Source organism: Nitratireductor sp. J20-h4 (assembly GCF_056780505.1).
Window position 1 is genome coordinate 3,535,466 of sequence record NZ_CM165557.1, and the last position, 17,449, is coordinate 3,552,914.

The following is a 17,449-nucleotide window of genomic DNA, read 5'->3' on the forward strand; positions in this document are numbered from 1 at the left end:
ATGGCCGCCATTCCCCTGATCGAGGAAACCAGCGTCAGCGCGTCGAGCCCGCTGATCGCCAACCTGGCCGGCGTGAGCGCCGAAGCGCAGCAGCAGATCGAAGTGGAAATCCAAGCCGCCGGCGTGGCGCCGCGGCGTCTGGCGGTCTATCCCGCCTCGGCCGGCTTCGACCTGGTCGACGAGCTGGACTTTCTGTGCGTGCGCACGGTCGAACCCAACATCTTTTTCAACCCGCGCTTTCTGGCGCCAGCCATGCCCCGGCTGGAAGATCGCGAGGTGCGGCTGGCCGTCATTCGCGACGGCAACAGGGACAAGAACCGGCTGCGCCTTCTGGTTCCCTTTTCCGTGGAAAAACCTGCGGTGCCGCTGGGAGTCCCGGCGATGCGGACCTGGTCCAGTCCCTTCGGTCCGCTCGGCACGCCGCTGGTCGATCGCGACGATCCTGTCGGGGTGCTCGAGGATTTCTTTTCCATGCTGGGCCGCAAACACCTGAACCTGCCCAGGGTGCTGATCCTGCCCGACCTGCGCATGGACGGTCCGGTCGCCCGGCTGATCCGGACCGCCGCGATGGGGCTCGACCTGCCGGTGGTGACCACGTCACACAGCATGCGCCCGTTCCTCGACAGCGACCTCGACGGCGAGACCTATCTGCGCACGTCGCTCAAATCGCATCATGTCCGCGAGTTCCGCCGTCTCAAGCGCCGGCTCGCCGAAACCGGCGACCTCGTCTACTCAGTGGCCCGCCAGCCCGACGATATCCGCAACGCGCTGGAGACCTTCCTGGCGCTGGAGGCGTCGGGCTGGAAGGGCCGCGAACGCACCGCAATGGTGATCGACCGCTACCGCGCCGCCTTCGCGCGCGAGGCGATCAACCGGCTTGCCCAGCGCGATCTGTGCCGGATTCACACGCTCAGCCTCGATGGCGTCGCCATCGCCAGCCTGATCGTGTTCGTCGAGGCCGGCCAGGCCTACACCTGGAAGACGGCCTATGACGAAAACCACGCCGCCTTCTCCCCCGGCACGCTGCTGATGATCGAGGTCACGCGCCAGCACCTGGACGATCCCAATATCGAAGCGACCGATTCCTGCGCCGTGCCCGATCACCCGATCATGAGCCGCCTGTGGAGCGAGCGCCGCGAAATGGGCACCATGGTGGTCGGCCTGGCGCCGGACACGGACCGGCTCACCCGCCAGGCCGCCGGCCAGATCCACCTTCACCGCGAAACCCGCAATCTGGCGCGCATCCTGCGCCGGCGCATCAAGGGTCTGATCGGCAGGCACTGAGTGCCTCCGGCGCGAATCAGTCCGCCTCCGATCGGGCCTCGCGGCCGGCGCGGTCGCGAAAAATCCGCCGGATCACCTTGCCGGTGGTCGTCAGCGGCATCGAATCGACGAATTCGACCTCGCGCGGATATTCATGCGCGGAAAGCCGTTCGCGCACCCACAGGCTGATCTCGCTCTTCAGCGCCTCTGAGGGCGCGTGCCCGTCCTTCAGCACCACATAGGCCTTGACGATTTCGGTCCTGATCGCGTCCGGCTTGCCGACCGCCGCCGCCAGCGCGACCGCGGGATGGCCGGTCAGGCAGTCCTCGATCTCGCCCGGGCCGATCCGGTAGCCTGCCGAGGTGATGATGTCGTCGTCGCGGCCGAAAAAATGAACGTAGCCGTCGGCGTCGGCGATGCCCTGGTCGCCGGTCAGCATCCAGTCGCCGACGAATTTCTGCGCGGTCGCCTGCGGGTTTTGCCAATATTCTAGGAACATCACCGGGTCGGGACGCCGCACCGCGATCTGGCCGGCCTCGCCGGTCGGGCGGGGATTGCCGGCATGGTCCACAATCGCGACCTGATGGCCGGGAACCGGCTTGCCGATCGCGCCGGCACGGCTGACGCCGAGCGCGGCACAGGACGACAGCACCAGATTGCATTCCGTCTGGCCGTAGAACTCGTTGATCGTCAGGCCGAGCGCGCGCCGCGCCCAGTCATAGGTTTCCCGTCCGAGCGCCTCGCCGCCCGAGCCGACCGTGCGCAGATCGAGCGCGAACCGCTCGCGCACGTCCGGCACGGCCTTCATCATCCTGAGCGCGGTCGGCGGTATGAAGGCGTTGCGCACCTGGCGGCGCGCCATCAGCGCGAACGCCGCCTCCGGATCGAATTTTTCCGCCTGCGACGACACCACCGGCACGCCGAGCAACAGGCCCGGCAAAAGCACGTTGAGCAGACCGCCGGCCCAGGCCCAGTCGGCCGGCGTCCACAGCCGGTCGCCCGGTTGCGGCAGGAATTCGTGCGGCATCTGCACCCCCGGCACATGGCCGAGCAGCACCCGGTGGCCGTGCAGCGCGCCCTTCGGCGGCCCGGTGGTGCCGGAGGTGAAGATCATCATCGCCGGATCGTCGGGGCCGGTCTTCTCGGCGTCGAACCGCGTCGATCCGCCCGCCACCAGCCTGTCGAAGGACACCGCCCCCTCGCCCGCGTCTCCGGTCACGATCACGGTGTGCAACGAGGGCAGGCGTGCGCGCAGCGGCGCCAGCTTGGCCAGGCCGGCATGGTTGGTCACCACCGCCGAGACGCCGGCCGTCTGCAGCCGGTATTCCAGCGCCTCGACCCCGAACAGAAGCGCCAGTGGCACGGCAATGGCGCCGAGCTTGTAGATCGCGACATGGCTGATCGCGGTCTCGAAGCCCTGCGGCAGGAGCAGCGCCACCCGGTCGCCGCGGCAGGCGCCGCGCGCGCGCATCGCGTTGGCGAGCGCATTCGAGCGCTCCGCAAGCATACGATAGCTCATCGTCGCCGCGACCTCGCCGCCGGCATCGTCGATCAGCGCGATCCGGTCCGGTGCCCGCGCCGCCCATGCATCGGCAACGGCGACGCCGATATTGAACCGCTCCGGAATGGCCCAGCCAAACCCGGCATAAAGCCGCTCGTACCCTTCGCCGCGTTCAAGCATCGTGGTTGATATGCCCCCGCTCGACAACACAAAGCCCGCGCCGCCGAAGAGGCGGTATCGGGTTTTGACAGACATAGCCGATTTCAGGCAAGCCCGGAGCCTCATCCGCCAAGGCGGAAACGTGGTGCCCCTGGCCGGGATCGAACCAGCACTCCTTGCGGAACGCGATTTTGAGTCGCGCGCGTCTACCAATTCCGCCACAGGGGCCCATAGGGCGACCGGCCACGAGCCGGACGGCTGCGGACTATACGGCCGGGGCCCGGTCCGTCAACTGCCCGCCGCCGGAAACCTTGTTTTCAATTGGCGGCGCCGCCACCGCGCAAACGGCTTCCATTTGCCGATGAACGGTTCTAGAGCCATTGCTGGATGGACCGAACCATTCTGGCTCACGGGATTTTTCCATGCTTCGCCGACTCTATGACTGGACCATGTCGCTGGCCGCGACGCGCGACGCCGAAAAGGCGCTTGCCGGCGTCTCCTTCATCGAAAGCTCGGTATTTCCGATCCCGCCGGATGTCCTGCTGATACCGATGGTGCTTGCCGAACGCGCCAAATGGCTGCGCTACGCCGCGTTGTGCACGGTGGCGTCGGTGGCCGGCGCCATGCTCGGCTATCTGATCGGCGCGTTCCTGTTCGACCTTCTGGGACAGCCGATCCTGGCCTTCTACAGTGCGGAGGACTCCTTCGCCAAGGTCCAGGGCTGGTACGATCGCTGGGGCGGCTGGGGGGTGCTGTTTGCCGCCGTCACGCCGTTTCCCTACAAGGTGCTGACGATCTTTTCCGGTTTCACCGGGTTGAACTTCCTGACCTTCGTGATCGTGTCGATTATCGGCCGCGGCCTGCGCTTCACCCTCGTCGCCTGGCTGCTCTACCGTTTCGGCGAGCCGATCCGCACCTTCATCGAACGCAATCTCGGCCTTCTTTTCACCCTTTTCATGGTGCTGCTGATCGGCGGTTTCGTGGCCGTGAAATATGTCTTTTGATCCCATGACCCAAACAAACACCAACGGCTCCGGCGCGCTTGCCGCCACGGCGCTTTTTCTGCTCGCGGCGATGGCGGTCGTCGTCGGCACGGCGCTCGGCTTCGAGCATCTGGGCGGCTACATTCCCTGCAAGCTCTGCCTCGAACAGCGCATGCCCTATTATATCGGCGTGCCGTTAATGGCGGTCGCCGGCCTCGCCGCGCTGATGCGCGCGCCCGATTGGATCGTGCGGCTGCTGATCGCGGCCGGCGGTCTCTTGATGCTCTACGGGCTCTATCTCGCCGTCTACCATTCCGGCGTCGAATGGGGCTGGTGGGCTGGGCCGGCCGATTGCGGCGTGGTCGCCGCGCCGCCGTCGAGCGAGGGGGGCATTCTCGATGCCATCAACACCGTGATCCCGCCCTCCTGCGACAAGGCCGCGCTCAGGGTTCTGGGCCTGTCCTTCGCCGGATGGAACGCGATCGCCAGCCTGGCGCTCGCCGTTATCGCGCTGCGCGCCGCGGCAAGGGGCACAAGCCGCCAAGCGTGATCGATAGGCCGGCCTGGGTATTGCCGCCCGGGCAATAGCGCGCTTGCATCACCCGGGCGAAATCCTATATCGGCCTTTGAAGCGAGGACGACCTCCCCCATCCGGGACACCAGCTCGGGACGGCCCGAACCACGAATTGGGGGCACGATGCGCACCACCGGGGACCGGATCCGTCACGCTGTCAGCTTCGAGATTATCGGCCTGATCATCGTCACGCCGCTTGGCGGCTGGGCGTTTAGCCTGCCGATCCACGATATCGGCATCGTCGCGCTTGTCAGCGCCACGATCGCGACCTTGTGGAACTATCTCTACAATCTCTTGTTCGACCACGCGATGCTGCGCATTGCGGGCGACGTGCGCAAATCGCCGGCCATACGGGTGGCCCATGCCGTGCTTTTCGAGATCGGGCTTCTTCTGGTGCTGCTGCCGTTCATCGCCTGGTATCTGGGCGTCGGCGTGCTGCAGGCTCTGATGATGGACATCTCTTTCGCCCTTTTCTACATGGTCTACGCGTTCGTCTTCAACTGGGTGTATGACCTTGTGTTTCCGCTGCCGGCCTCGCCGGTTCAGTCGCGAGAAACCGGCGCAGGACGCTGAGATCGCGCGCAGGGACACCGCCCGGAGGCCTACGGCTCCAGTTCCACGTCCCAGTAGAGATAATCCATCCAGCTTTCGTGCAGATGGTTGGGCGGAAACAACCGTCCGTTGTTGTGCAAATCGTGCACCGTCGGCTGAAAAGGCGTCTGGGTCGGCCACATGCGCGCCTGCGACGGCATCATGCCGCCCTTTCTCAGGTTGCAGGGAGAGCATGCCGCGACCACGTTTTCCCAGGTCGTGGCGCCACCGCAGCGGCGCGGCACGACATGGTCGAAGGTCAGGTCCTCACGCGCGCCGCAATACTGGCATTGGAAACGGTCGCGCAGGAAGACGTTGAACCGGGTGAAGGCCGGGTGGCGCGAGGGCTTCACATAGGCCTTGAGACAAACCACGCTCGGCACCCGCATCGAGAACGAGGGCGATGACACGGCGTGTTCGTACTCGGCGACGATGTTGACCCGGTCCAAAAACACCGCCTTGATGGCGTCCTGCCACGACCACAGCGACAGGGGAAAGTAGCTGAGCGGGCGGTAGTCGGCGTTAAGCACCAGGGCCGGCAGACTGTCCGGCGACACCGAAATCGTCACGTCCGTCGTCTCCTTTCATGAGGACCTGAACGGCGCGGATAATCTAAGCGACACATGTCAGGAATGTGAAGCTTCTATTGTGACAGAACTGTTGCCGGAAAGCCGCGCCAATCATCCTATCGTGCGGCAATTTCGGGTTTGACCGCCGGCGGCAGCGCGTCGCGTCCCTTCATTTCGCGATAATAGGCCCAAAACAGGCGCGCCGCGACACCGCGCCAGGGACGCCATGATTCGGCGATTGCAGCCAGGGCCCGCGCACTCGGCCGCGGATCGATCGCAAAAGCATGCCCGACCGCGCTTTGCAGCGCCACATCGCCGGCGGGAAACACATCCGGATGGCCCGACGCGAACAGCAGATAGACCTCGGCCGTCCATGGGCCGATGCCATGCAGCGCCGTCATCCGCGCGATCGCCTGCTCGACGTCGAGCCGGCAAACCGCATCGAGATCGAACCCGCCCGCCGCGAACCTGCCGGCGACGGCGCGCAGCGTTTTCTGCTTCGGCCGCGACAGGCCCGCCTCGCGAAACAGCGCGTCGCTCGCGCCGGCGAGAGCCTGCGGGGTCATCGGTTGCACCAGCGCGGCGAGCCGTCCGAAGATCGCGTCGGCGCTGGCGCGCGAGACCTGTTGCGATACGATGATCGACACCAGGCTTGCAAAGCCCGGTTCGACGCGGCGCAGCGGCACCTCCCCGGCAACGGCCCGCACGTCCCGCAAGCGCGGATCGACGTCGCACAACGCCTCCAGGCCGGCCATCACGTCGTCCACAGCGTCGATGCGGCGCACGGGGTTTCCTTCCGCCAAAGCCGGAGCCCGGCATGGGCCAAAGGGCCGGCGTCAAGGCCTTCGCGGCTTGATTGAACTTTATTGCGCGCGTGGAAAACGCCCGTCGCGCCCATTCCGGTTTGTCGTGCGATAGTCTAGCAATCGCTGTCATGCCCGTCCAACCGCAGACGACAGCCTCATGACAGGTCCGGTCTTCCGCTTCGCGCCGAGCCCCAATGGCGCGCTGCATCTGGGGCACGCCTATTCGGCGCTGCTCAACGCCGATCTGTGCGCGGCGGCCGGCGGACGCATGCTCGTACGCATGGAAGACATCGACACCGAGCGCTGCCGGCCCGAATACGAGGCCGCCATCCTGGAAGATCTGGCCTGGCTCGGCCTGTCGTGGCAACAGCCGGTGCGCCGCCAGTCGGACCATTTTTCCGACTATCGCGACGCGCTCGACCGGCTGATCGACGCCGAACTGGTCTATCCCGCCTTCATGAGCCGCGGCGAGGTCCGCGCCTTCATTGCCGACGCCGAGACCGGGCACGAACCCTGGCCGCGCGATCCCGACGGCGCGCCCCTCTATCCGCCAATCGACAAGGCGTTGTCTGCGAAAGAGCGCGCGAGGCGCATCGCCGACGGACAGGCCTTTTCCTGGCGCCTCGACATGCAGGCGGCGCTCGACCGGATCGGCGCCCCGCTCGAATGGAGCGAGGCCGGCGGCGGACCGGCCGGCGAAACCGGATGCGTGCGCGCCGAGCCGGCCGCCTGGGGCGATGTCGTGCTGGCGCGCCGGGACAGTCCGGCGAGCTACAATCTGTGCGTGGTCGTCGACGACGCCATCCAGGGCGTCAGCCATGTCGTGCGCGGGCGCGACCTGTTTTACGCCACCGCCGTGCACCGCCTGTTGCAGGACCTGCTTGGACTGCCCGTGCCAGCCTATCTGCATCACGATCTCGTCCTCGACGCCGACGGACGCAAACTGTCGAAGAGCCGCGGCGACACGGCCCTGCGGGCCCTGCGCGCCGGTGGCGCGCGACCGGACGATATCAGGCGGATGGTCGGCCTGCCGCGTTAGGCCCGCGCTTGACGCTCAGATCCTGCGAATGACGCCCTTGACCAGAAGGAGAAACACCAGGATGACAAACGCACCGCCCAGTCCGGCGAACGCCGCCTCCTGCACCTTGCGCAGGCTGATGCCATAGGCATTGACCGCATAGATCGATGCGAAGAAACCGCCGGTCAGCACCACCATCGTGCCGAAAGGACCGAAACCGTCGCGGCCGATGATGGCGTTGAGCGCCAGCGCGAAAATGAAGGACAGGATGCACACCGTGCCAACGGCCATGAACAGCCAGCCGAAACTGAGATTCCAGATCATCTCCGATCTCCGTACCCGCATTCTGATATGCTGGATCGATGGAATGCGGTCGGTGGAGTCTAGCACGATTGCGACGCGGTTGCTTATGCCGCAACACCTGCGCCTGACACCCTGAACCAGGACACCGACCGACGATGCCCATTTCACGCCTTGCGCCCGCCCTGTTCGTCGTCCTGTGGGCGACCGGGTTCATCGGCGCCCGTTACGCCATGCCCTGGTCGGAGCCGTTCGGCTTCCTGGCGGTGCGCTCGGCGATAACCTTCCTGCTTCTGGCAGCGATGCTGCCTTTGCTGAAGACGGCCCGGCTGCGCGCCGGGGCCCAGGCCTGGCATTCCATGGTCGCCGGCATGTTGATGCACGGCATCTATCTCGGCGGTGTGTTCTGGGCGATCCGCAACGGCCTGCCGGCAGGCCTGACCGCGCTGATTGTCGGCCTTCAGCCGCTGATCACCGCCATCATGGCCGGTGTGTTCCTGGGAGAACGGATCATGCCGCGCCACTGGCTCGGGCTCGCCATCGGCTTTGCCGGCGTGGCGATCGTGCTCGGCCCCAAGCTTGGCGCGATCGGCGGCGGCGTGACGCCGGTCAATCTCGCGGCCGCCTTCGTCGCCGTCATCGGCATGGCGGCGGGCACGGTCTGGCAAAAGCGGTTCGTCACCAATCTCGACCTGGCGACCGGCGCGTTCTACCAATATCTCGGCGCCACGGTCATGACCGCGCTTGTCGCCGTCGCCTTCGAGACCGGAACCTTCGTCGTCACCGGCGAACTGATCTTCGCCTTCGCCTGGCTGGTGCTGGTGCTGTCGATCGGCGCCATCTTCCTGTTGATGTATTTGTTGCGCGAGGGCGAGGTCTCGAAAGTGGCGTCGCTGTTTTATCTGGTTCCCGCGGTCACCGCGCTAATGGCCTGGACCCTGTTCGGCGAGGAGCTTTCCCTTATCCAGATCGCGGGCATGGCGATCGCGGCCGCTGGCGTCGGGCTGGCGACCGCTCAACCGCGTATGCGCGCCCGCGCCTCGCGATAGCGTCTGATGGCGGCGTTGACTTCGCCGCCCAGGATGAAGATCACCGACACGATGTAAAGGAAGATCACCGCGATCATGATCGATGCGAGCCCGGCATAGGTCGACACGTAGGTCGAAAACCGCTCCAGATAGGCGGCAAACAGCGTCGAGCCGATCAGCCATCCCAACAGGGTGAGCACGATGCCGGGGATCACGTCCTGGAAACGCCGTTTGCTGGCCGGCAGCCAGAAATGCACCGCCACCAGACCGACGACGATCACCGACGAGGCGATCACGTAGCGCCACAGCGTGATGGTGCCCATATAGGGCCCGATCCAGGAGAATTGCCGCTCGGCGATGCGCGCGGCCAGCGGCGCCAGCACCAGGAGCACGCTGATCGCCAGGAAGCCCATCGTCGCGATCAGCACGAAAGCGAAACTCTGCAGGCGTCGATAGACGAACGACCGCGTCTCGGTGACGCGATAGGCCCGGTTGAGTGACACCCGCAGCGCCTCGATGCCGTTGGAGGCAAACAGCGCCGCCGCGATCACGCTGACGGTCAGGAAATCGCCGCGCTGGATGGTCAAAACGTTGAAGACTTCGCGCGCGATCGGCTCGGCGATCTCCTGCGGCCAGGTGTCGAAGACCAGGTGCACCGCCGTCTCTGCAAACGCGCTGGCGCCCAGAAAACTCGCGAGCGCGGTGGCGAAGATCAGAAACGGAAACAGCGCCATCAGCGCCGAAAGCGCGAGATGACTGGCCATCGACCAGCCGTCATCTGCGTCGAAATGGCCGAAAGCGTCGTTCATGATGCGTCGCACGGCGACGATTCTGCGCATAAATCCTTCCCGCGATTGTGTCCCGCCCCCGAATATGTGAAGCCTCCGACGCTATTGGCAAGCCGTGTTTGTCGCCGCAAGAGGATCTGGCCCGGATGGAGGACGCACGCACGATCGTCGTGACCGGGGCCTCGAGCGGCATCGGCGCCCATTGCGCGCACGCCCTTGCCGGGCGCGGCTGGCGGGTTTTCGCCACCGCGCGCAACCCGACCGACATCGCCGCGCTTGAAGCCGCCGGCATCGAGAGTTTTTACCTCGACTATCGCCAGCCCGGCTCGATCGCCGCCCTGGCCGACGCCGTCCTCGACAGAACGGGCGGACACATCGACGCCGTGTTCAACAACGGCGCCTACGCCCAGCCCGGCGCCGTCGAGGATCTTCCCGTTGAGGCGCTGCGCGAGCAGTTCGAGGCCAATTTCTTCGGCTGGCATGATCTGACGCGCCGCCTGGTGCCGGCGATGCGCCGGCAGGGTCGGGGCAGGATCGTCCACTGCTCCTCGATCCTCGGCCTGGTGCCGGCCTCCTATCGCGGCGCCTATGTCGCGTCCAAATACGCGCTCGAGGGGCTGATGCTGTGTCTGCGCGCCGAACTTGCCGGCTCCGGCATCCATGTCTCGCTGATCGAGCCCGGCCCGATCCGCTCGCGCTTCGCCACCACCGCGCTGGGCTGGTTCGAAAAAAACATCGCTGTGGAAAACTCGCCGCACCGCGACGCCTACCGCGCCCAGCTCGCCCGCATGCGCGCCGGTGGCACGCGGTCGCGCTTCAAGCTGGAGCCCGACGCGGTGATGGCCGTCCTGGCGCACGCGCTCGACAGCCCGCGCCCGAGACCGCATTATCCCGTCACCTTGCCGGCCAAGACGGGGCTGTTGTTGAAGCGGTTCCTGCCCGCCTCCTTGTTTTATCGCGTCGTGGCGCGCCAGTCCCAGGCGCGCTAGGGCCGCACAGCCGCCCCTTTCGGAGAAAAGCCCATGTCTTCCGTATTCAATATCCTGGCCATCGTCTTCATGGTCGCGGTCGCCTTCGTGCTTGTGCGCGGGCTCATCAACATGATGCGCGGCGGGTCGGGCAACACCTCCAACAAGCTGATGCAGGCGCGCGTGATCCTGCAGTTCATAGCGCTCGTGTTCATCGTGCTGGCGCTCTATTTCAGCCGCGGCTGAGCGTTGGCCACATGCCGCCCACGAAAGTCCATCGACTGACAGAAGAAGAAGCGCAACGAACATGGTCAAGCTCAACAAGATCTACACCCGCACCGGCGACGACGGCACCACAGGACTGGTGAGCGGTGCGCGCCGGCCGAAATTCGACCCGCGCATCGAAGCCTTCGGCGCGGTCGACGAGGCCAATGCCTGCATCGGCCTCGCCCGTCTCCACACCGCACGGGACCATACCGAAATCGACGCCATGCTGGCCCGCGTCCAGAATGATCTGTTCGATCTCGGCGCCGATCTGGCCACCCCCGACACCGGCGCGCCCACCGAATTCGAGCCGCTGCGCATCGTCGCTTCCCAGGTGACACGGCTCGAAACCGAGATCGACGGCCTCAACGCCGCACTGGCGCCGCTGCGCTCCTTCATCCTGCCCGGCGGCACGCCGGCGGCCGCCTATCTCCATCAGGCTCGCACCGTCGCCCGACGCGCCGAACGGCTGATGGTGGCGCTGTCGTCCGTCTCCGGCGAGACCGTCAGCGGCGAGGCGCTGCGCTACATCAACCGGCTGTCCGATTTCCTGTTCGTGGCCGCCCGCGCCGCCAATGACAATGGCGCAACAGACGTGTTATGGGTGCCCGGGGCCAATCGTTGACGGTGGGGATCGGCGATGTTCATTCCGCTGCACGACGCCAACAGCCTGAAACATATCAAGCTTCAATATGTCACGATCGCGCTGATCGCCATCAACGTGCTCGTCTATTTCCTCACCGCGCTGTCGGATACAACCCTGCATGCCGCCGCTTACGGCCTGGGTTATGTGCCGGCGGTGATCAACGATGTCGCCGAGCTGCCGCCGCAACTGGTGCTGGTGCCGGAGGACCTGACCTATCTCACCTATGCCTTCCTGCATGGCAACGTCTTCCATCTGGGCGGCAACATGCTGTTCTTGTGGGTGTTCGGCGACAATGTCGAGGACGCGCTCGGCCATTGGCGTTTCCTGATCTTCTATCTCGCCTGCGCCGTCGCAGGCGCCTGGCTGCACGGTGCGATCGCGCCGTCCTCCGAAGCACCGCTGATCGGCGCATCGGGCGCGGTCGCGGGCATCGTCGCCGCCTATCTGATCCTGCATCCGCGCGTGAAATTGTGGGTGCTGGCCTTCGGCCGCATTCCGCTGCGCATTCCCGCCTTCATCCCGCTCGTCCTGTGGGTGCTGTTCCAGTTCGCCATGCTGGTAATCGGCGACGATTCCCAGGTCTCGTGGGGCGCCCATGTCGGCGGCATCGTCGCTGGAGCCGGGTTGGTTCTGATCATGCGCCGTCGCGGCGTCCCCCTGTTCGATCGCGCGATCGTTACGCCCGACGCGGTCAAAACGGCCGCAACGACGGCGCCCGACGGCCCCGCGGTTGCCGACAAACCACGCTGGGGCCGGCAATAGCATGCCTCACCGCCGCAATATTGACGCGAACGTCAATCGCGACTAGACCCCGAGGCGGCACGCCGTCGCGCGATCCCATCCTGAACCACCCCGGTTTTTCGGGATGCATGTCGGCATCGGACTAGCCGAGACGGCCGCGCAAATGGTAAAGGCCGCGAAATCCGATCCATCAGAAAGGTTGTGAGCGCATGAAAGTCCTCGTCCCGGTCAAGCGTGTGATCGACGCGAATGTTAAGCCGCGTGTTAAGGCCGACGGCTCGGGCGTCGAGCTTTCGAACGTGAAGATGTCGATGAACCCTTTTGACGAGATTTCGGTCGAGGAAGCGATCCGCCTGAAGGAAGCCGGCACGGTTTCGGAGATCGTGGCGATCTCGGTCGGTCCGCAGCAGGCTCAGGAGACGATCCGCACCGCGCTTGCGATGGGCGCGGACCGCGGCATCCTGGTCAAGACCGACGAGGTTATCGAGCCGCTTGCCGTCGCCAAGATTTTGAAGGGGATCGTGGAGGAGGAGAAGCCGGAGCTGGTGATCCTGGGCAAGCAGGCGATCGACGACGACAGCAACCAGACCGGCCAGATGCTGGCCGCGCTGTTGGGCTGGAGCCAGGGCACGTTCGCCTCCAAGGTGGAGATCGCCGACGGCAAGGCGACGGTGACGCGCGAGGTCGACGGCGGGCTGCAGACGGTGGAATTGTCACTGCCGGCGATCGTGACGACGGATCTGCGCTTGAACCAGCCGCGCTACGCGTCGCTGCCCAACATCATGAAGGCAAAGAAGAAGCCGCTGGACGAGAAGGCGCCGGGCGATTACGGCGTCGACACCGCGCCGCGGCTGAAGGTCCTGAAGACCGAGGAGCCGGCCGGACGCAAGGCGGGCGTGAAGGTCAAGGACGTGGCCGAACTGGTCGACAAGCTGAAGAACGAAGCCGGCGTGCTGTAGTGAATTCGCTTGAGGCCGGGCTGCAAGCGGCCGGTCTCTGTGCTTCCGGTGCTCACGTATCCAAATACGCTCCGCGCCGGTTCTCGAACCCAACCGCTTTCGCCACGGCCTGATCCGAATTCGGACCGGGGCGAGTGGGACAAGGAAGGCAAGGACGACGACGATGGCCACTCTTTTGATTGCCGAACATGACAATGAAACCCTGTCCGATCAGACCGCCAAGGCCTTGTCGGCCGCCGCCGGGCTCGGCTCGGATGTCGATATTCTGATCGCGGGCAAGGGCGCCAAGGCGGCTGCCGACCAGGCGGCCAAGCTTGCGGGCGTGCGCAAGGTTCTGCTTGCCGAGGCCGACGCGCTCGCGGAGCGGCTGGCCGAGCCGCTTGCGGCCACGGTCGTCTCGCTGGCCGACGGCTACGACGCGCTCGTCGCGCCGGCCACGACGATGGGCAAGAACGTGATGCCGCGGGTGGCGGCGCTGCTCGACGTCATGCAGCTCTCCGATATCGTCGAGGTGGTCGACGCCAAGACATTCAAGCGGCCGATCTATGCCGGCAACGCCATCCAGACGGTGGAGTCCGGCGACGCCACCAAGGTGATCACGGTGCGCACCGCCGGGTTCCAGGCCGCCGCCGGCGGCGGTTCGGCAGCAGTCGAGACCGTCGACGCGGCCGCCGATCCGGGTCTGTCGCGCTTTGTCGAGAACAAGCTGTCGGAGAGCGACCGTCCCGAGCTGACCTCGGCCAAGGTCATCATCTCGGGCGGGCGCGCGCTCGGCTCGGAAGAAAAGTTCCAGGAGGTTATCCTGCCGGTCGCCGACAAGCTCGGCGCGGCCGTGGGCGCCTCGCGGGCCGCCGTGGATGCCGGTTACGCGCCCAATGACTGGCAGGTCGGCCAGACCGGCAAGGTGGTCGCCCCCGAACTCTATATCGCCGTGGGCATCTCAGGCGCCATCCAGCACCTGGCCGGCATGAAGGACAGCAAGGTCATCGTCGCCATCAACAAGGATGAGGAAGCGCCGATCTTCCAGGTCGCCGATTACGGACTTGTCGCCGACCTCTTCACCGTCCTGCCCGAGCTTGAGAAGGCGCTCTGAGACCAAAGCGCGCATCGGCGGTGGCAGCTTAAGGCCGGGGTGGACGAAATCCACCCCGGCTTCTATTTTTCGCAACTGCACAATATGAGCGCAACCGCTTTCCATGGGTAAACCAAAATGACAATCCAGACCGTCGGCATCATCGGCGCCGGGCAGATGGGAGGCGGCATCGCGCATGTCTGCGCCCTGGCCGGCTATCAGGTGCTCCTGTACGACCTCTCCGAGGAGAAGGTCGAAAACGGCATCGCGACGATCAACGGCCACATGGCGCGGCAGGTCTCGTCCGGCAAGTTCGACGACGAGGAGCGCGCCGCCGCGCTCGCCCGCATCGCCGGCGCGGGCAAGCTGGAGGATCTCGCTGGCGCCGACCTGGTGATTGAGGCCGCAACCGAAGACGAGACCATCAAGCGCAAGATTTTCGCCCAGCTTTGCCCGCTTCTCAATCCCGAGGCGCTGCTCGCCACCAACACCTCCTCGATCTCGATCACGCGCCTGGCCGCCCAGACCGACAGGCCGGAGCGTTTCATCGGCATCCACTTCATGAACCCCGTTCCGGTAATGAAACTGGTCGAGCTGGTGCGCGGCATAGCCACCGAGGACAGCACGTTCGAGACGGCGAAGGCGTTCGTAAGCAGCCTCGACAAGACGATTACCGTCGCCGAGGACTTCCCCGCCTTCATCGTCAACCGCATTCTGCTGCCCATGATCAACGAGGCGATCTACACGCTTTATGAGGGCGTCGGCTCGGTGGAGGCGATCGACACCGCCATGAAGCTCGGTGCCAACCATCCCATGGGGCCGCTGCAGCTCGCCGATTTCATCGGCCTCGACACCTGCCTGTCGATCATGCAGATGCTGTATGACGGGTTGGCCGATTCGAAATACCGGCCCTGTCCGCTGCTGGTCAAATATGTCGAGGCCGGATGGCTGGGGCGCAAAGCCGGACGCGGCTTTTATGACTATCGCGGCGAACACCCGGTTCCCACCCGCTGAGGCGGGCGGGAGCCTCCCGTCAAAACCGAACCCGCCATGGTCCGGGTCGGGCGGTCATCAATGGTGCACGGCCAGGTCGCTGATGTTGTAGGCTTGGATATGGGTGAGCTCGATCCGGTTGCGGCCGCTGTTCTTGGCCTGGTAGAGCCGCCGGTCCGCGATACGGAACAATTCCACGAATCCGAGCTGATCCTCGAAGCTGACGCCACCGACGCTGACGGTCAAACGGTGGGGCGTGCCCATCGGCCGGAATGACAATTCACTGATACTGCGGCGAATGCGTTCGGCGACCCCGACCGCGTTTTGCTGCGTGGCACCTGGCAGGAAGACGCCGAACTCCTCGCCGCCGAGCCGGCCCACGAGATCGTCCTTGCGCACCTGGCCGCGGATCGCGGCAGCAATCACCCTGAGCGCCTCGTCGCCGAGATCGTGGCCATAGCTGTCGTTGATCGACTTGAAATGGTCGGCGTCGATCACCAGCAAGGCGCCTTTGATACGCTGGTTGCCGCGCCCGGAACCGGAAAGACTTTCGTCAACCCGTGTCGAGAACGCACCGCGGTTGAGGCAGGCCGTGAGACTGTCCGTCGAGGCGACCAGGCCCAGCTTCTGATTGGCGCGCGCCAGTTCGCGCAGCCTGAAGCCGAGAAACAGCAACACCGGCCCCGCCAGCACGAGCAGCAGCAGCGCCGCAACAGGCAGCCCGCTGCGAAACGCCTCGCCGCCGAAACCGGCCGCCACCACGGTCATGTAGCTCAGCGAGACGAGCGCGCACCAAATCGTGCCCGCCAGCGTCCACCGCAAGACAGTCGACTGGCCCAACCGGGACGCGAAACGCCCGAAATGCCGCCTGAACGCGTCATTCATGATGCAACCCCTCATCAAGACGCGGGAAGGTAGCTGCGGCTCTTGAATACCGGGTTAGGAAAATCGGCGGCATTCGCCGCGCGACGCACACCGAACGTTTACGATGTCACAGGATGCGCGACCGGCAGGCCATAACCGGGCAACGTCAGTCGCGGCTGTAGATGCGCCAACCCTTGGCGGATTTCATGTCGGGTAATTCCGAAAACCGCGTGCAGCGGTTGCGGCCGTTCGCTTTCGATACGTAGAGCGCGCGGTCGGCCTTGACGTAGAGATCGTCGGCCCCTTCGGCTTGAACGGCCATGCAGATTCCCACCGATACGGTGATCGATCCGCTGGCAAGACCCGACCCGTTATTGGTCGCGGCCAGTTTCTCGACCATTTTTCGCACGGTCTCGCCGACCTCCGCCGCCTGATCCTCGCCCATGCCTTCCATGATCGCGGCGAATTCCTCGCCGCCCGTGCGCGCGACCATGACGCCCTCGGGCACGGCCGACTGAACCACGCTGGCGATGTGCTGGATGATCTTGTCGCCGACCGGATGGCCGAAACGGTCGTTGATCTGCTTGAAACGGTCGATGTCGACGAGCACCAGGCAACTGTAGAGCACCCGCTTCTTGTCGTCGTAGATCCGGGCAATCGCCCTATCGAAGGCGCGGCGGTTGAAAAGCTGGGTCAGCGGGTCGGTGTCGGCGAGCTTCTTGTACTCCTCGAGCTTCGACTTCACGTCCTCCAGCTCGGCGGACTTGTCCTCGATCGACGAGACGATCTGCTTGCCCTGCTCGATCTTGGTGTCGGTGGCTGCCGACATGATGCTCGATATCCGGTGCAGGATATCCTGGGTCACGAGACTGCGCTTGTGCAGCCCGTCGGAGGTCTGGTTGAGGATCGAACCGTAGCGTTCGAGCTGGACGCGCTCCTTCTCGAACAGCTTCATCACCTCTTCGACCTTGTCGGAGAGGTGGTTGCGGATATCCTCCACGAAAAGCTGACTATTCGCCTGGGCGAAATATTTGACGCTGAGTCGGTCCAGGTCGTCCTGACGCGGCCGATTGCCGAGCTTGCCCAGATCGGCGTTGAGTTCGGGATTGGCGCCGGCAAATACCTCGTAGAAGATTTCGTAGTTGCGCGGCAGCCCGACCACGCCCATCGCCCGCATCGCCAGCGCGATCTTGGCCGCAATATCCGCCACCGGCCCGGCCGGCGTATTGCCGCCGCCCGTCGCGTTCGAAAGCTGCATGTTCATATGCGCTCCCCCCATGGCAACACCCGGCTTGTGCGACCAAAACGATCCACGGCCGGCGCGTCGCCATCACTCCTGAACGATATCGATCCGTCGCCTTT

The 17,449-nt window shown here is 65.2% G+C and carries 20 protein-coding genes and 1 tRNA gene; 13 read left to right on the plus strand and 8 right to left on the minus strand.

What is annotated here, in order from left to right; all coding sequences use genetic code 11:
* Window positions 1-1,284 (plus strand): GNAT family N-acetyltransferase, encoded by a 1,284-nt coding sequence (locus ACT2B0_RS16925; protein ID WP_473459428.1) that lies wholly within the window; start codon window positions 1-3, stop codon window positions 1,282-1,284.
* 16 nt (window positions 1,285-1,300) lie between these two features.
* On the opposite strand, the gene ACT2B0_RS16930 is transcribed toward ACT2B0_RS16925, so the two are convergent.
* Window positions 1,301-2,944: an AMP-binding protein gene (locus ACT2B0_RS16930; RefSeq protein ID WP_473459430.1), complete on the minus strand. Its 1,644-nt coding sequence runs from the start codon at window positions 2,942-2,944 to the stop codon at window positions 1,301-1,303.
* Window positions 2,945-3,066: 122 nt separating this feature from the next.
* Window positions 3,067-3,151 (minus strand) — tRNA-Leu (locus ACT2B0_RS16935).
* 194 nt (window positions 3,152-3,345) lie between these two features.
* On the opposite strand from ACT2B0_RS16935, the gene ACT2B0_RS16940 reads away from it, so the two are divergent.
* The 3 genes from ACT2B0_RS16940 (at window position 3,346) to ACT2B0_RS16950 (ending at window position 5,053) form a co-directional block, all read left to right on the plus strand.
* Window positions 3,346-3,927: a YqaA family protein gene (locus tag ACT2B0_RS16940; RefSeq protein WP_348337068.1), complete on the plus strand. Its 582-nt coding sequence runs from the start codon at window positions 3,346-3,348 to the stop codon at window positions 3,925-3,927.
* Between the two features lie 4 nt (window positions 3,928-3,931).
* Window positions 3,932-4,456 (plus strand): disulfide bond formation protein B, encoded by a 525-nt coding sequence (locus ACT2B0_RS16945; protein WP_348337067.1) that lies wholly within the window; start codon window positions 3,932-3,934, stop codon window positions 4,454-4,456.
* Window positions 4,457-4,603: 147 nt separating this feature from the next.
* The gene (locus ACT2B0_RS16950; RefSeq protein WP_473459433.1) at window positions 4,604-5,053 is read left to right on the plus strand and encodes a PACE efflux transporter; all 450 of its coding nucleotides are present in this window, start codon (window positions 4,604-4,606) and stop codon (window positions 5,051-5,053) included.
* A 29-nt stretch (window positions 5,054-5,082) separates the two neighbouring features.
* Here the strand turns inward: ACT2B0_RS16950 and ACT2B0_RS16955 are convergent, their stop codons facing one another.
* Together ACT2B0_RS16955 and ACT2B0_RS16960 are read right to left on the minus strand one after the other, a co-directional pair.
* Window positions 5,083-5,640 (minus strand): HNH endonuclease, encoded by a 558-nt coding sequence (locus tag ACT2B0_RS16955; RefSeq protein ID WP_473459435.1) that lies wholly within the window; start codon window positions 5,638-5,640, stop codon window positions 5,083-5,085.
* A gap of 116 nt (window positions 5,641-5,756) precedes the next feature.
* The gene (locus ACT2B0_RS16960; RefSeq protein ID WP_473459437.1) at window positions 5,757-6,425 is read right to left on the minus strand and encodes a DNA-3-methyladenine glycosylase family protein; all 669 of its coding nucleotides are present in this window, start codon (window positions 6,423-6,425) and stop codon (window positions 5,757-5,759) included.
* Between the two features lie 178 nt (window positions 6,426-6,603).
* Between ACT2B0_RS16960 and gluQRS the strand changes: the two genes are divergently transcribed.
* A complete protein-coding gene (gluQRS, locus tag ACT2B0_RS16965) occupies window positions 6,604-7,485 on the plus strand; it encodes a tRNA glutamyl-Q(34) synthetase GluQRS (protein WP_473459439.1) in 882 nt (293 codons plus the stop codon).
* Window positions 7,486-7,500: 15 nt separating this feature from the next.
* Here gluQRS and ACT2B0_RS16970 read toward each other — a convergent pair whose 3' ends face one another.
* Window positions 7,501-7,788 carry a hypothetical protein gene (locus ACT2B0_RS16970; RefSeq protein ID WP_473459441.1) on the minus strand — a complete coding sequence of 96 codons (288 nt, stop codon included), beginning with the start codon at window positions 7,786-7,788 and terminating at the stop codon, window positions 7,501-7,503.
* Between the two features lie 134 nt (window positions 7,789-7,922).
* On the opposite strand from ACT2B0_RS16970, the gene ACT2B0_RS16975 reads away from it, so the two are divergent.
* Entirely contained in the window at window positions 7,923-8,813 is an 891-nt protein-coding gene (locus tag ACT2B0_RS16975; RefSeq protein WP_473459443.1) for a DMT family transporter, read from the plus strand.
* Here the strand turns inward: ACT2B0_RS16975 and ACT2B0_RS16980 are convergent.
* Window positions 8,780-9,631, minus strand: coding sequence for a YihY/virulence factor BrkB family protein (locus ACT2B0_RS16980; protein ID WP_473459445.1), 852 nt, complete (start codon window positions 9,629-9,631; stop codon window positions 8,780-8,782). The genes ACT2B0_RS16975 and ACT2B0_RS16980 overlap by 34 nt on opposite strands.
* Window positions 9,632-9,726: 95 nt before the next feature.
* On the opposite strand from ACT2B0_RS16980, the gene ACT2B0_RS16985 reads away from it, so the two are divergent.
* The 7 genes from ACT2B0_RS16985 (at window position 9,727) to ACT2B0_RS17015 (ending at window position 15,244) form a co-directional block, all read left to right on the plus strand.
* Window positions 9,727-10,569 carry an SDR family oxidoreductase gene (locus ACT2B0_RS16985; RefSeq protein WP_473459447.1) on the plus strand — a complete coding sequence of 281 codons (843 nt, stop codon included), beginning with the start codon at window positions 9,727-9,729 and terminating at the stop codon, window positions 10,567-10,569.
* 33 nt (window positions 10,570-10,602) lie between these two features.
* A complete protein-coding gene (locus ACT2B0_RS16990; protein ID WP_473459449.1) occupies window positions 10,603-10,794 on the plus strand; it encodes a twin transmembrane helix small protein in 192 nt (63 codons plus the stop codon).
* Between the two features lie 61 nt (window positions 10,795-10,855).
* Entirely contained in the window at window positions 10,856-11,437 is a 582-nt protein-coding gene (locus ACT2B0_RS16995) for a cob(I)yrinic acid a,c-diamide adenosyltransferase (RefSeq protein ID WP_473459451.1), read from the plus strand.
* A 15-nt stretch (window positions 11,438-11,452) separates the two neighbouring features.
* Window positions 11,453-12,220, plus strand: coding sequence for a rhomboid family intramembrane serine protease (locus ACT2B0_RS17000; protein WP_473459453.1), 768 nt, complete (start codon window positions 11,453-11,455; stop codon window positions 12,218-12,220).
* A 188-nt stretch (window positions 12,221-12,408) separates the two neighbouring features.
* Window positions 12,409-13,158, plus strand: coding sequence for an electron transfer flavoprotein subunit beta/FixA family protein (locus ACT2B0_RS17005; protein WP_348419630.1), 750 nt, complete (start codon window positions 12,409-12,411; stop codon window positions 13,156-13,158).
* Between the two features lie 163 nt (window positions 13,159-13,321).
* Entirely contained in the window at window positions 13,322-14,251 is a 930-nt protein-coding gene (locus ACT2B0_RS17010) for an electron transfer flavoprotein subunit alpha/FixB family protein (protein ID WP_473459455.1), read from the plus strand.
* A gap of 117 nt (window positions 14,252-14,368) precedes the next feature.
* Window positions 14,369-15,244 carry a 3-hydroxybutyryl-CoA dehydrogenase gene (locus ACT2B0_RS17015; protein WP_473459457.1) on the plus strand — a complete coding sequence of 292 codons (876 nt, stop codon included), beginning with the start codon at window positions 14,369-14,371 and terminating at the stop codon, window positions 15,242-15,244.
* 57 nt (window positions 15,245-15,301) lie between these two features.
* Here the strand turns inward: ACT2B0_RS17015 and ACT2B0_RS17020 are convergent, their stop codons facing one another.
* Both ACT2B0_RS17020 and ACT2B0_RS17025 read right to left on the minus strand, forming a co-directional pair.
* The gene (locus ACT2B0_RS17020; protein ID WP_473459459.1) at window positions 15,302-16,108 is read right to left on the minus strand and encodes a GGDEF domain-containing protein; all 807 of its coding nucleotides are present in this window, start codon (window positions 16,106-16,108) and stop codon (window positions 15,302-15,304) included.
* 145 nt (window positions 16,109-16,253) lie between these two features.
* Window positions 16,254-17,351 (minus strand): GGDEF domain-containing protein, encoded by a 1,098-nt coding sequence (locus tag ACT2B0_RS17025; RefSeq protein ID WP_473459461.1) that lies wholly within the window; start codon window positions 17,349-17,351, stop codon window positions 16,254-16,256.
* Between the last annotated feature and the right edge of the window lie 98 nt (window positions 17,352-17,449).

Bases quoted from the DNA above. Each gene is read 5' to 3' on its own strand.
- ACT2B0_RS16945 (WP_348337067.1), top strand. From the start codon at position 3,932: ATGACCCAAACAAACACCAACGGCTCCGGCGCGCTTGCCGCCACGGCG.
- ACT2B0_RS16975 (WP_473459443.1), top strand. From the start codon at position 7,923: ATGCCCATTTCACGCCTTGCGCCCGCCCTGTTCGTCGTCCTGTGGGCG.
- ACT2B0_RS16940 (WP_348337068.1), top strand. From the start codon at position 3,346: ATGCTTCGCCGACTCTATGACTGGACCATGTCGCTGGCCGCGACGCGC.
- gluQRS (WP_473459439.1), top strand. From the start codon at position 6,604: ATGACAGGTCCGGTCTTCCGCTTCGCGCCGAGCCCCAATGGCGCGCTG.
- ACT2B0_RS16985 (WP_473459447.1), top strand. From the start codon at position 9,727: ATGGAGGACGCACGCACGATCGTCGTGACCGGGGCCTCGAGCGGCATC.
- ACT2B0_RS17005 (WP_348419630.1), top strand. From the start codon at position 12,409: ATGAAAGTCCTCGTCCCGGTCAAGCGTGTGATCGACGCGAATGTTAAG.
- ACT2B0_RS16995 (WP_473459451.1), top strand. From the start codon at position 10,856: ATGGTCAAGCTCAACAAGATCTACACCCGCACCGGCGACGACGGCACC.
- ACT2B0_RS16990 (WP_473459449.1), top strand. From the start codon at position 10,603: ATGTCTTCCGTATTCAATATCCTGGCCATCGTCTTCATGGTCGCGGTC.
- ACT2B0_RS16970 (WP_473459441.1), bottom strand. From the start codon at position 7,788: ATGATCTGGAATCTCAGTTTCGGCTGGCTGTTCATGGCCGTTGGCACG.
- ACT2B0_RS16950 (WP_473459433.1), top strand. From the start codon at position 4,604: ATGCGCACCACCGGGGACCGGATCCGTCACGCTGTCAGCTTCGAGATT.
- ACT2B0_RS17010 (WP_473459455.1), top strand. From the start codon at position 13,322: ATGGCCACTCTTTTGATTGCCGAACATGACAATGAAACCCTGTCCGAT.
- ACT2B0_RS16980 (WP_473459445.1), bottom strand. From the start codon at position 9,631: ATGCGCAGAATCGTCGCCGTGCGACGCATCATGAACGACGCTTTCGGC.
- ACT2B0_RS16925 (WP_473459428.1), top strand. From the start codon at position 1: ATGGCCGCCATTCCCCTGATCGAGGAAACCAGCGTCAGCGCGTCGAGC.
- ACT2B0_RS17020 (WP_473459459.1), bottom strand. From the start codon at position 16,108: ATGAATGACGCGTTCAGGCGGCATTTCGGGCGTTTCGCGTCCCGGTTG.
- ACT2B0_RS17000 (WP_473459453.1), top strand. From the start codon at position 11,453: ATGTTCATTCCGCTGCACGACGCCAACAGCCTGAAACATATCAAGCTT.
- ACT2B0_RS17015 (WP_473459457.1), top strand. From the start codon at position 14,369: ATGACAATCCAGACCGTCGGCATCATCGGCGCCGGGCAGATGGGAGGC.
- ACT2B0_RS17025 (WP_473459461.1), bottom strand. From the start codon at position 17,351: ATGAACATGCAGCTTTCGAACGCGACGGGCGGCGGCAATACGCCGGCC.
- ACT2B0_RS16930 (WP_473459430.1), bottom strand. From the start codon at position 2,944: ATGCTTGAACGCGGCGAAGGGTACGAGCGGCTTTATGCCGGGTTTGGC.